The sequence below is a fragment of the Pantoea sp. X-Soil-YNGN-775 genome (genome assembly GCF_059730575.1).
Window position 1 is genome coordinate 841749 of the sequence record NZ_AP035945.1, and the last position, 11946, is coordinate 853694.

13 protein-coding genes, 1 tRNA gene and 1 pseudogene are annotated in these 11946 nt (G+C 58.0%); 7 read left to right on the top strand and 8 right to left on the bottom strand.

All coding sequences use genetic code 11. The features are described 5' to 3' along the window. Positions 1–68: 68 nt before the first annotated feature. Complete coding sequence (gloB, locus tag AC6I8I_RS03755; RefSeq protein WP_312057642.1) at positions 69–824, bottom strand: hydroxyacylglutathione hydrolase; 756 nt, start codon at positions 822–824, stop codon at positions 69–71. Positions 825–866: 42 nt separating this feature from the next. Between gloB and AC6I8I_RS03760 the strand changes: the two genes are divergently transcribed. Next, positions 867–1604, top strand: coding sequence for a class I SAM-dependent methyltransferase (locus tag AC6I8I_RS03760; protein WP_031377454.1), 738 nt, complete (start codon positions 867–869; stop codon positions 1602–1604). Here the strand turns inward: AC6I8I_RS03760 and rnhA are convergent. Both rnhA and AC6I8I_RS03770 read right to left on the bottom strand, forming a co-directional pair. Continuing rightward, positions 1586–2053: a ribonuclease HI gene (gene rnhA, locus AC6I8I_RS03765; protein WP_031377455.1), complete on the bottom strand. Its 468-nt coding sequence runs from the start codon at positions 2051–2053 to the stop codon at positions 1586–1588. The genes AC6I8I_RS03760 and rnhA overlap by 19 nt on opposite strands. 49 nt (positions 2054–2102) lie before the next feature. Then, positions 2103–2165: pseudogene (locus tag AC6I8I_RS03770) on the bottom strand (hypothetical protein); the annotation flags it as partial. On the opposite strand from AC6I8I_RS03770, the gene dnaQ reads away from it, so the two are divergent. Then, positions 2156–2836, top strand: a complete 681-nt coding sequence (gene dnaQ, locus AC6I8I_RS03775) for a DNA polymerase III subunit epsilon (RefSeq protein ID WP_353848065.1) — start codon at positions 2156–2158, stop codon at positions 2834–2836. The pseudogene AC6I8I_RS03770 and the gene dnaQ sit on opposite strands and share 10 nt — an antisense overlap. A gap of 134 nt (positions 2837–2970) precedes the next feature. Further along, positions 2971–3047 (top strand) — tRNA-Asp (locus AC6I8I_RS03780). Positions 3048–3119: 72 nt separating this feature from the next. Here the strand turns inward: AC6I8I_RS03780 and AC6I8I_RS03785 are convergent. Beyond that, positions 3120–4613 (bottom strand): NCS1 family nucleobase:cation symporter-1, encoded by a 1494-nt coding sequence (locus tag AC6I8I_RS03785; protein ID WP_312057114.1) that lies wholly within the window; start codon positions 4611–4613, stop codon positions 3120–3122. A gap of 144 nt (positions 4614–4757) precedes the next feature. Here AC6I8I_RS03785 and AC6I8I_RS03790 point away from each other — a divergent pair, with 144 nt between their 5' ends. From AC6I8I_RS03790 to puuE, 3 genes are read left to right on the top strand one after another with little or no spacing between them, the layout of a single operon-like run. Continuing rightward, positions 4758–5480 (top strand): GntR family transcriptional regulator, encoded by a 723-nt coding sequence (locus AC6I8I_RS03790; RefSeq protein WP_312057112.1) that lies wholly within the window; start codon positions 4758–4760, stop codon positions 5478–5480. After that, a complete protein-coding gene (hpxA, locus tag AC6I8I_RS03795) occupies positions 5477–6208 on the top strand; it encodes an allantoin racemase (protein WP_312758388.1) in 732 nt (243 codons plus the stop codon). Before AC6I8I_RS03790 ends, hpxA begins: the two co-directional genes overlap by 4 nt. 34 nt (positions 6209–6242) lie before the next feature. Beyond that, positions 6243–7205, top strand: a complete 963-nt coding sequence (puuE, locus tag AC6I8I_RS03800) for an allantoinase PuuE (protein WP_312057108.1) — start codon at positions 6243–6245, stop codon at positions 7203–7205. A 61-nt stretch (positions 7206–7266) separates the two neighbouring features. Here the strand turns inward: puuE and hpxZ are convergent, their stop codons facing one another. From hpxZ to AC6I8I_RS03820, 4 genes are read right to left on the bottom strand one after another with little or no spacing between them, the layout of a single operon-like run. Beyond that, a complete protein-coding gene (hpxZ, locus tag AC6I8I_RS03805) occupies positions 7267–7650 on the bottom strand; it encodes an oxalurate catabolism protein HpxZ (protein ID WP_497828336.1) in 384 nt (127 codons plus the stop codon). After that, positions 7650–9047 (bottom strand): AtzE family amidohydrolase, encoded by a 1398-nt coding sequence (locus AC6I8I_RS03810; RefSeq protein WP_497828337.1) that lies wholly within the window; start codon positions 9045–9047, stop codon positions 7650–7652. The genes hpxZ and AC6I8I_RS03810 overlap by 1 nt, the downstream gene beginning before the upstream one ends. Beyond that, positions 9044–9226: an oxalurate catabolism protein HpxX gene (gene hpxX, locus AC6I8I_RS03815; RefSeq protein ID WP_312057103.1), complete on the bottom strand. Its 183-nt coding sequence runs from the start codon at positions 9224–9226 to the stop codon at positions 9044–9046. The genes AC6I8I_RS03810 and hpxX overlap by 4 nt, the downstream gene beginning before the upstream one ends. Before the next feature lie 12 nt (positions 9227–9238). Then, on the bottom strand, positions 9239–10825 hold the full coding sequence (locus AC6I8I_RS03820) for a gamma-glutamyltransferase family protein (protein WP_497828338.1): 1587 nt from the start codon (positions 10823–10825) through the stop codon (positions 9239–9241). A 143-nt stretch (positions 10826–10968) separates the two neighbouring features. Here AC6I8I_RS03820 and hpxU point away from each other — a divergent pair, with 143 nt between their 5' ends. Further along, entirely contained in the window at positions 10969–11808 is an 840-nt protein-coding gene (gene hpxU, locus AC6I8I_RS03825) for a MurR/RpiR family transcriptional regulator HpxU (RefSeq protein WP_031374964.1), read from the top strand. Positions 11809–11946 lie beyond the last annotated feature (138 nt).

Below are 11946 nucleotides of genomic sequence, written 5' to 3' on the forward strand. Positions count from 1 at the left end.
TGTGTCAATAGTTCGCTTAAAAGACGAGCAACTATACGTGACGCGTTTTCACAACACAACCCGAAAAATCAAAAAGCGTCTTTCTTCTCGCGTAGAACGGCAAATGTTTGCCATACCGGTCCTGTAGCCGTGTTAACCCTTAAAGCCCTTTGTAAATCAGCATCTTGGGTACGAAGAAATAAATTTATTGTCCGTTCGTGCGCCAGTTTTGTTGGCAAACTAATGCCATTTTCGGCACGTAAGTCCTTAATTTTCTGATATTCGGCCGTTATTTGTGGGTCATGAGGCAGAATAGCCGCAGCAAACTTCAAATTGGATAAAGTATATTCATGTGCGCAGCAGACCAGTGTATCGCCTGGTAGCTGATTAAGCTTTTGAAAAGAATCATACATTTGCTCCGCGGTCCCTTCAAAAAGACGTCCGCAGCCGCCTGAAAAAAGCGTATCGCCACAGAAAAGATAAGGTGAGCTGTAATATGAGATATGTCCTAAAGTGTGTCCGGGTGTCGCGATCACTTTGAAAGTCAAACCCATCACCTCGACCCGATCGCCTTCATGTACCAGGGTCTTCGCCCCTTTACTGGCGGTTTCCTGTGGACCGAAAACCTCAAGCTGCGGGAACTGCTCACACAGCGCTTTTACCCCACCGGTGTGATCGTTATGGTGATGGGTTAACAGGATGGCGACCGGTTGCCAGCCGTTGGCGGCCACTTTTTCCAGCACCGGTTGCGCTTCCCCCGGATCGACAATCAGGCATTTCCCTTCATCATTTGTCAGTGTCCAGATGTAGTTATCCTGCAACGCAGGAATACTGGTAAGATTCATCATCACCTCTCGCAGGTCGTAGAAAAAGGAAGATGGTAAAGCATGAAGCCCGCTAAAACACGCCAGATTCTGAATGCGCCGCTCTCATGGCGCGATATGCCATGGGGAGACTATTTTCGTGACGCGCTGACGCAGCAGTTGCAGCCTTACCTTGGAAAGCTTTATGGCTTTCATATGCTTAAGCTTGGCAACCTGAGCGCAGAAATCAACACGGAAAACTGTGCTATTTCACATCAGGTCAATGTCGGCAGTGAAGGCGAGCTGTTACAGGTGCTGGCAAATCCGATGCAGCTGCCGTTTGAATCGAAATCAATTGATGCCTGTCTACTGGCGCATACCCTGGCGTGGAGCCAGGATCCGCATCGGGTATTACGCGAAGTCGATCGGGTCTTAATTGACGACGGCTGGATGATCATCAGTGGCTTTAATCCTTTCAGCCTGCTCGGCGTCAGTAAAATCGTGCCGGGCTTACCGCGTAAGGCGCCGTGGAGCGGCAGGATGTTCAGCCAGATGCGATTACTCGACTGGCTGGGGCTGCTCAATTATGAAGTGGTGTTCCGTACCCGCTTTCAGGTGCTGCCGTGGCATCGGCAGGGCGGGAAAGTGATCAGTGCCCACCTGCCGGCGCTGGGCTGTCTGAATATTGTGGTGGCGCGCAAGCGGACCTTCCCGCTGATTCCGACCCGGGCGAAGAAAAGCCTGAGTACCAGTAAGATTCGTCAGACGGTCAACGCCACGCGCCAGTTCCGGCAGAAAGAGGATCAGGATTCGGTTTTATAACCGATGTCATCGAAGGCGGGATTCTCAGCAGCGCTGCGCGCCAGTTCATCACAGCGCTCATTTTCCGGATGTCCGGCGTGGCCTTTTACCCACTCCCACTGAATCTGGTGGGTGCTGAGCGCGAGATCGAGACGCTGCCAGAGATCGACATTCTTTACCGGTTTTTTATCGGCCGTTTTCCAGCCGCGTTTCTTCCAGTTGTGGATCCAGCTGGTAATTCCCTGACGGACATACTGACTGTCGGTGCTGAGCACCACATCGCACGGCTGTTTCAGCGCTTCAAGCGAGACAATCGCCGCCATCAGCTCCATCCGGTTATTGGTGGTGAGGTGATAGCCAGCGCTGAAGGTTTTCTCATGCTGGCCGTAACGTAAAATGGCACCGTAACCGCCGGGGCCGGGATTTCCAAGACAGGATCCATCGGTGAATATTTCTACCTGTTTGCGCATCTCTGGTAGACTTCCTCTCAAAAACGCCAAGTCTGACATAAAACGGGTCTTATGAGCACTGCAAATAACCGCCAGATCGTACTCGATACTGAAACCACCGGCATGAACATGATCGGGGTACATTATGAGGGTCACCGCATCATTGAGATTGGTGCGGTCGAAGTGATTAACCGTCGCCTGACCGGTAACAATTTTCATATGTATCTGAAGCCCGATCGGCTGGTGGATCCGGAGGCGTTTGGCGTGCACGGCATTGCAGATGAGTTCCTCGCCGACAAGCCTACGTTCAGCGAAATTGCCGATGAGTTTCTCGACTATATTCGCGGCGCTGAGCTGGTCATCCATAACGCGCCGTTTGATATCGGCTTTATGGACTACGAATTCGCCAAACTGCAGCGCGGCATCGAAAAAACGGAAACCTTCTGCAAGATTACCGACAGTCTGGCCCTGGCGCGCCGGATGTTCCCCGGCAAGCGCAACAGCCTTGATGCGCTCTGCTCACGCTATGAGATCGACAACAGCAAACGAACTCTGCACGGCGCACTGCTCGATGCCGAGATCCTCGCTGACGTATTCCTGACCATGACCGGCGGACAGACCTCACTCTCATTTTTATCGGAGAGTGAAAGCGCCCGTCAGGCGCAGGGGGAGAGCATTCAGCGCATTGTGCGTCCGGCATCCGCTTTACGGGTGGTGACCGCCAGCGATGAGGAGATCGTCGCGCATGAATCACGTCTCGATCTGGTGATGAAGAAGGGCGGCAGCTGCCTGTGGCGCGGCTGAAGTCAGTGATTTTGCGGGAAAAATCAGCGTGAAGGTGAAAAAACCAGCAAACGGTTTTTTCCTCCGGAAAAAGCGTTGACGTGGTGGGAGCCTGCCATTAATATTCGCCTCGTTCTCGACGGGGAACAAAGCGCGGAGCGGTAGTTCAGTTGGTTAGAATACCTGCCTGTCACGCAGGGGGTCGCGGGTTCGAGCCCCGTCCGTTCCGCCAATCTCTTTAAAGAAGCCGATTCAGTAATGAATCGGCTTTTTGCTGTCTGCGCGTCACTCACTGCCAGCGTGTTTAATCCTTCTGCACCGCGACGTTACTGCGCCAGCTGTTCACCTCTTCGGTTTCACGATCCTCGCGGGCGATAAAGCGATAACAGCCTGCCGCCAGACCCGCACCGATAAACCAGCTAAAGTTCGCGACCTCATGCAGTGACGGAATAAAGCTGATCACCAGGCAGATCGCGACCGAAGGCAGCAGTGCGCCAATCGCTTTCGGATTAAAGCCGCCGCGATACCAGTAACGGCCCGCCGGGGTGTCATTGAACAGGTCGTTCACATCAATACGGCCACGCTTAATCAGATAAAAATCCGTCAGCAGAATGCCGAACAGCGGGCCGATAAAGGAACCCAGCACGTCAAGGGTATAGTGAATCAGCTCCGGTGACTGGAACAGATTCCACGGCGTTAACAGCACCGAACCCACGGCGGCGATCATTCCGCCTGTCCGGAAGCTGATTTTCTGCGGCGAGCAGTTAGAGAAGTCGAACGCCGGTGAGACAAAGTTAGCCACGATGTTGATGCCGATGGTGGCGATAATCATGGTCAGCAGGCCAATCGCTACCGCGAGGTCATTACCGACCCGGCTCACGGTTTCAATGGGGTCGGTGATCATTTTACCGAACAGCGACTGGGTGCCAGAGACAATCACCACCGTCACAATCGAAAACAGCAGAAAGTTGAACGGCAGGCCCCAACGGTTACCGCGACGGATCTCCGCCATGCTTTTGCCGTAACGTGAGAAATCACCAAAGTTCAGCAGCGGGCCGGAGAAGTAGGAAACCACTAACGCGGTGGCGGTAATCATCTGCCATGTCTGCTCCCCGGCTGACAGCGACTTGCTGGCGAGAGTGAAAGAGATACCATCAAAACCGGTCTTGTATACAATCCAGCCGGCCAGCGCCACCATCACCACATAGACTGCCGGCCCGGCGACATCAATAAAACGCTTGATGGCGCTCATGCCGTGCCAGAACACCATCGCCTGCAGCAGCCACATGGTACCAAAGCAGCACCAGCCCAGCAGCGACAGACCCAGCCAGCTGGTTTCGGTCAGCGACGACAGCGACGGCGCAAACTTCAGCAGCACCAGCATCAGCGCGTTGGCGGCCAGATAGGTCTGAATGCCATACCACGCAAAGGCGATCAGTCCGCGGATCACCGCTGGTATGTTAGCGCCAAACACCCCAAACGCCTGACGGCAGATTACCGCATAAGGCACGCCCGCCATCTGGCTTGGTTTCGCCACCAGGTTGGCGCAGATCTGCACGATACAGATGCCCACCAGCAGACACAGCAGCACCTGCCAGCTGGCTAATCCCAGCGTAAAGAAGCTGGCGGCCACCACGTAGCCGCCCATGCTGTGCACATCCGACATCCAGAATGAAAAAATGTTGTACCACGACCAGTTCTGGTTGCGGGTCGGTGCCAGGTCGTCGTTACACAGCCGTGGGCTGTAGCTGGCGTTGGCTTCAGAGGCCTTGCTGGCCACCGTTGAATGATTTGGCATGAAACCTGCTCCTCTACCCGAGAGTGGAATGAATAATTGCGTGAAAGCGTATTGCAGGATTCAGGCCAGATTTGTTTTCTTGTATACAAAAATTAATCTTCACGTATACGATATGCTGCGCACAATCACCTACCGGAGCGGGTAATGAAGAGTGAAACAGGCCAGATCACGGCCGCCGAACGGCATGATAAAGATGAGGCTATCTATCAGGCGTTGATGAACGCGATCGTTGAACATCAGCTGCCACCCGGCAGTAAATTACCGGAAGAGGCCCTTTCTGCGGTATTTGGCGTCAGTCGCACCGGGATCCGTAAAGTGCTGCAACGCCTCGCGGCAGTGCAAATGGTGACGCTGACGCCCAAACGCGGTGCACAGGTTGCCACCCCGGGCGTTGACGAAGCGCGCGATATCTTTCGTACCCGCAGCTTAATTGAGTGCGCCAACCTGCCCGCGGTGCTGGCGCATCTGCAGCCACCGCATCTGGCGGCGCTGGCGCAGTTGATCGCGCAGGAGAATCAGGCGCACGCCGACCATGATGGTGCGGCCGCGATTCGGCTGTCGGCTGCGTTTCATATTCAGCTGCAGGCGATCTCCGGTAACCAGGTGCTGACCGGGATGGTGACCCGCCTGACGCAGCGCTCCTCGCTGGTGATTGCCGCCTATGGCGCACCCTGGCAGCACGGCTGTCGCTGTGACGATCACACTACGCTGCTCAGCCTGCTGCGCGAGCGTGCGCTGACACCGCTGACGCAGGCGCTGCAGCACCACTTCGAACACATTGTCTCCGGCCTGCACTTTGAACGCAGCGGTGAAACCCTGCCCGATTTCGCCCGGCTGTTTGGCACGGATAAAGGAAGCGCATCATGAGCCTGATTCAGGTCATCAACCCGAATACCAGCCTGGCCATGACCGAAACCATCGGTCAGGCAGCCCGCGCCGTGGCGGCTCCGGGCACCGAAATTCTGGCCGTTTGCCCGGCGCACGGCGTGCCGTCGATTGAAGGCCATTTCGACGAAGCGATAGCCGCTATCGGTGTGCTGGAGCAGATCAAGCTGGGTAAAGCGCAGGGCGTCAGCGGCCATGTGATTGCCTGCTTTGGCGATCCGGGTCTGCTGGCGGCGCGGGAGCTGGCCAGCGGTCCGGTGGTGGGAATCGCGGAAGCGGCGATGCACACCGCGACGCTGCTGGCGACGCGTTTCTCAATTGTCACCACGCTGCCGCGCACGCTGGTGATTGCGCGCCATCTGCTGCAGCAGTATGGCTTCAGTCATCACTGCGCGGCGCTACACGCCATCGATCTGCCGGTACTGGCACTGGAAGATGGCAGCGGACTGGCGCAGGAGAAAGTCCGCCAGCGCTGCATCCAGGCGAAGCGTGAAGATGGCAGCGGAGCGATTGTGCTGGGCTGCGGCGGGATGGCGACACTGGCCGCTTCCCTGACGCAGGAACTCGGCCTGCCGGTGATTGATGGCGTCGGCGCAGCGGTAAAAATGGTCGAGTCGCTGGTGGCGCTTGGCTTTGGCACCAGCAAACATGGCGATCTGGCCTGGCCTTTGCAGAAACCTCTCTCAGGTGCGTTTCAGCATCTAAACTAACGGAACTCTCCCGATTGATGACAGGAAGCGAGTAATGACTGACGCTGCAGAGAAGAAAGAGTACAGCTTTAACAAAAACTATCCGCGCGATTTAATCGGTTATGGCGCCAATCCGCCGCACGCCGCCTGGCCCAACAACGCCCGCGTGGCGGTGCAGTTTGTCCTTAATTACGAAGAAGGAGCGGAAAATAGCGTGCTGCACGGCGACGCCGGCTCGGAGCAATTTCTCTCCGACATCATTGGCGCGGCCAGTTATCCCGATCGCCATATGTCGATGGAGTCGCTGTATGAGTACGGCTCACGCGCTGGCTTCTGGCGCATCCATAATGAATTCCAGAAACGCGGTCTGCCGCTCACCGTGTTTGGTGTAGCGATGGCGCTGGCTCGTCATCCGGAGATTGTTGAGGCGATTAAACAGGCGGACTACGACGTAGTGAGCCACGGCTGGCGCTGGATCCACTATCAGGGGATGGACGCCAAAACCGAACGCCAGCATATGCAGCAGGCGGTGGATGTGCTGCTCGACCTGTTTGGTAAAGCGCCGACCGGCTGGTACACCGGCCGTGACAGCCCGAACACCCGCCGTCTGGTGGTGGAGCAGGGCGGTTTCAGCTACGACAGCGATTATTATGGCGACGATCTGCCGTTCTGGACCCAGGTCACCTGTCAGGATGGCACGGTCAGACCGCACCTGATTATCCCTTACACTCTGGAGTGCAACGACATGCGTTTTGCCTCGCCACAGGGCTTCAATACCGCCGAACAGTTCTTCACCTATCTGCGCGATACCTTTGATGTGCTGTATGAAGAGGGCGAAACGGCGCCGAAGATGATGTCGGTCGGCATGCATTGCCGCCTGCTGGGGCGTCCCGGAAAATTCCGTGCGTTGCAGAACTTCCTCGATCATATCCAGCAGCATGATGACGTCTGGATTTGCAGCCGTCAGCAGATTGCCGAACACTGGATCAAAACGCATCCGGCTCCGGACGCACCCTGAGGTCAGCGCAAGGCGTTTCATTCAGCCACCGGGCCGGACGAAACGCCTGCTGTTCAGGCGCTTAACTCATCAGGCTCACCTGGGCCGCAACAATGCACCAGCCGTGCGGCAACCGCACCCAGGTTTGCTGTTGCCGGCCGATTTTATCGCTGCCGGCGCGGGTGAATTCGGTGCTGCACACCGCAAGGTCTTCGCCAAAAGTGGTGATCACGGTGTTCAGTAGCGTTCGCTCCAGCCCGGCAGAAGGGCGGGCAGCACGGAACGCGCGTATCTCATCAATGCCGTATAAGTTCTCACCGGCCCCCAGCCGCACGGTGCGGGCATCATGCCAGAACAGCGCATCCAGCTCGGCAATATCATTGCCGACCAGCGCCTGCTCGTAGCGGTAAAACTGGGTCGTCACTTCACTGACTATCTGCGGTAAATTGATCTGTTGAATGTCCATCAGGCTCCTGCCATGTTGATTTGTGCCAGTGTGATACCTTGTTGTTCCAGTGCCCAGGCGGCACGCAACACGGCCGCTTCATTAAAGGGACGGGCGATTAACTGCAGGCCAATCGGCAAACCGCTGCGGGTCGCCAGCGGCACGGTGCAGACCGGCAATCCGAGGAAAGAGATCGGCTGCGTCAGCATACCCATGCTGGCTTTGGCGGGCAGTTCTTCCCCATTAATCGTGATAGTTTGCTGGCCAATGGTAATCGCGCTGCACGGCGTCGCCGGTGCAATCAGCAGGTCAAACTGGCTGAACAGCGGCAGCACCTGCTGCTGGAAATGGCGACGGAAACGCTGCGCCTGCAGATACCAGGCGGCGGGCATCATCGCACCCGCCAGTAAACGCTCGCGGGAGTTGGGTTCAAACTGCTCCGGCACCTGACGTAACGCAGGCAGATAATGGTTACCGCCTTCCGCCGCCGTCATGATAAAGGCAGCAGAGCGCGCCAGCTCGGCTTCCGGCATCACCACCTGCTGCTGCGCGTCGAGCGCGGCGGCGACAACCGCCACCGCAGCCCGTGCCTCTTCGTCACACCAGTCATTAAAAAAACCGCCCAGCACGCCGCAGCGTAACCCTTCCACACCGCGGGACAAGGTCGGCAGCGTCGCAGCCGCGGGACGGCTGGACTGAAACGCATCGCTGCTGTCTGCGCCCTGTAGCTGGTCATAGACCAGCGCCAGATCGTCGACCCGGCGGGCGAAAGGGCCAATGTGGTCGAGGCTGGCGACAAACGGATGGCTGCCGCTACGCGACAGGCGGCCAAAGGTCGGCTTCAGGCCAAACGTACCGCACAGCGAGGCGGGAACCCGAATCGAGCCGTTGGTGTCCGTGCCAAGTGAAAAATGAACCAGACCGGCCGCCACCGCCGCGGCTGAGCCGCCCGAGGAGCCACCGGCCACGCGGCTCAGGTCGCGCGGATTATGGGTCGCGCCGTAGTGGCTGTTTTCGGTAGTAAAGCCGTAGGCGTAGGCATCCATATTCAGCATGCCCGACAGCGTTGCGCCCGCCTGTCGTAGCCGATCGATGGCAAATGCATCCGCACGCGCGGCGGGCCGCTGGCTGAACAGGCTGGCTCCGGCCAGCGTGCTGTAGCCGGCAACGTCAAACAGATTTTTTACCGCGTAAGGAATGCCCGCCAGCGGCGGCAGATCTTCACCGCGCTGCCGCTTGGTATCGATACTCTCTGCCTCTTTCAGCATCCGCTGCCCGGTGACTTCCGTCCATGCATTGAGCTGCGGATTGTGCTGCTCAATCGCCTGCAGGGTGGTTTCAGCCACCTCTCTGGCGCTGATCTCGCCATTGTGGATCGCCAGACGCAGCGTCTGAATCGAAACGTCGCTCAGTTTCATGCCTGATACACTCCTGCAACTTCCAGTCGATCGTCCAGCGGAAAGGCCATCAGCGGCGCGGCCATCTGCGCGATACGCGTCAGCTGGATTAACAGCTCTGCGCGTCGGGCTTCGTCCAGCTCCAGTTGTAGCATCTGCTCCATGTGAGCAACATAGGGGGTCCAGTCAGCTTGATTCATGGTTGGCTCCTGTTAAAAACCGGCGGCGCTGCCGTTGCTGCGCGGATCGCTGGCACCTTCAAACATGCCATTGCTGTGGCGCACGATCGCGCCCGCATGGCCGACAAATTCACTGAAGGCCGGCAGCAGCTCGACCTGATGTCCCCACTGCCGCAGCTGCTCCACCGTTTCCGGTGCGAGACGGCTCTCCAGTTTGAGCGAGTCAGAAGACTGACCCCAGGTGCGGCCCAGCAGCCAGCGCGGTGCGCTGACCGCCTGTTGCAGCGGCAGGCCCTGAATCACATGACGGGTAAAAATCGCCGCCTGGGTTTGCGGCTGGCCATCGCCGCCCATCGATCCATAGACCAGGGTACGGCCATCTTTCAGGCGCGCGGCAGCGGGATTAAGGGTATGAAACGGCTGCTTGCCGGGGGCCAGCGCCAGCAGGTGATCGGGATCGAGACTGAATGCCGCACCGCGGTTCTGCCAGGTAATGCCGGTGCCCGGCAGCACCACGCCGCTGCCAAATTCGTGATAAATACTCTGGATAAACGACACGGCCAGGCCGCTGCTGTCCATCACGCCCATCCAGACGGTATCGCCCGGACCCCGCCCGTTTCCCCAGGGGGCCGCCTGGCGATCGTCGATCTGACTGGCGAGCGTGGCGAGATGATCGCTGTCGAGCAGCGCCTGTAAATCTTCGGTAACGTGGCGCGGATCGGTGATGTGTTTGTCGCGCAGCGCGAAGGCTTTTTTGGTGGCTTCCACGATACGGTGTACGGTCTGCGCTTCACTGGCGTCAGCCATATCCAGCGCGTCGGTGATGCCAAGGATCGCCAGCGACACCATGCCCTGAGTCGGCGGCGTCATATTCCAGATATCGCCTTCGCTGTGTGAAAGATGCAGCGGAGTACAGCGGCGGGCGCGCTGCTGTTGCAGATCCTCCAGGGTGATCGGCATGCCCAGCGCTGACATCTCGCTGGCCAGATGGCGCGCCAGCGGGCCGCGATAAAAGCTGTCAAGCCCCTGCTCCGTCAGCTGACACAGCGTTTGCGCCAGCGCCGGCTGGGTAAAGCGGCTGCCCGGCTGCGGCACATCGCCATCAGGCATAAAGGTGGCGGCAAAGCCGGGCTGATGCTGTAACTCGTTGCGGAAGGTCGCCGTGGCGGCCGCCTGTGAAGCGGTCACCGGAATGCCATCGGCCGCATAGCGAATGGCATCGCGCAGCAGACGTGCCAGCGGCAGCGGGGCAGTTCCCAGTTCCGCGCCCAGCTGCAACGCCTCCTGCCAGCCGCTGACCGTACCGGCGACGGTTAACGCCGCTTTCGGGCCGCGGTGCGGGATCTGTTGATGATCGCCGTAGAAATCGAAGTGGGCCAGCGATCCGGCTGCACCGCTGGCATCAATCGCGACAGGATCGCCGCCTGGCGGCATAATCAGCCAGAAGCCATCGCCACCGAGGCCATTCATGTGTGGATAGACCACGGCGATAGTTGATGCCGCCGCCACCATCGCTTCAATGGCGTTGCCGCCGTCACGCAGCACCGCCAGCGCACTTTCGCTGGCCAGATGGTGCGGCGTCACCGCCATCCCCTGTGGGGCCATATTGCTTTGAATCATGCTTTTCTCATTCTGTTATCGGGTGACAGAACGGTATACAAAGCAAGAGCTGTTCCAGTTTTCATTCCGGCCGCGGTTGCAGCCGCGTTAACCTGGCGCAAATTATGCTAGCTTCAGCTGAAACAAAAGTTACAGGACCTGTTATGCAACAGCTTGATGAACGACTCAGAAGCCACTATTCCCAGCTCTCACCGCAGGAGCAACGGATTGCCGACTTTGTTTTTGACCATTTTGACGACCTGATCAGCTACAACAGCGCCGAGCTGGCGCGGCTCAGCGGCGTTTCGAAAGCCACCGTCAGCCGGTTGTTCAAACGTCTGGGCTATGAGAAGTACAAAGAGATGCGTGATGAGCTGCGCACCCTGCGTCAGAGCGGCATGCCGCTAACCGATAACCGCGATGCGGTGCAGGGCAACACCTTACTGTCACGGCACTACAAGCAGGAGATGGCTAACCTGACGCAGTGGGTTAATAGTCTGGATGCGCAGCATTTCGGTGAGGTAATCCAGCAGCTGGCGCAGGCGAAACGTGTTTTTATTATCGGCATGCGTAATGCCTATCCGGTGGCACTGCACCTGCGTCAGCAGCTGATGCAGGCGCGGCCACAGGTGCATATTCTGCCGCAGCCAGGCCAGACGCTGGCCGAAGAGCTGGTGGATATCACGCCGGACGACATGGTCGTGGTAATGGCGTTCCGCCGCCGTACCCGGATGATTCGTCCGCTGATGCAACAGCTACAAACCGCCGGCATCCCGCTGCTGGCGCTGTGTGAGCCGCAGGCGCAAACAGTGATTGCGCTGGCACGCTGGCAGCTCTGCGCGCCGCTCGACAGCGTCTCGGCTTTCGACAGCTACGCCTCGGCAATGAGCCTGATCAACCTGATCGCCAACGCGCTGCTGCATGAAATGCTGGCGCAGGGCCGTCAGCGTATTCATCAGATCGCCGATCTTTACCAGCAGTTTGACGAACTGGAGCACCGCTAACAGGCACCGTTTTGGTGCCTTGCCCTATTTTAGTACAGCCTGTTCCACCAGCCTTTCGCGGCTTATCAGGCCGCTCTTTTCCCAATCTCATTGCCAGTTAACTCTTTTTTTGCCGCTGCGCTGATTGGCACATTAGTT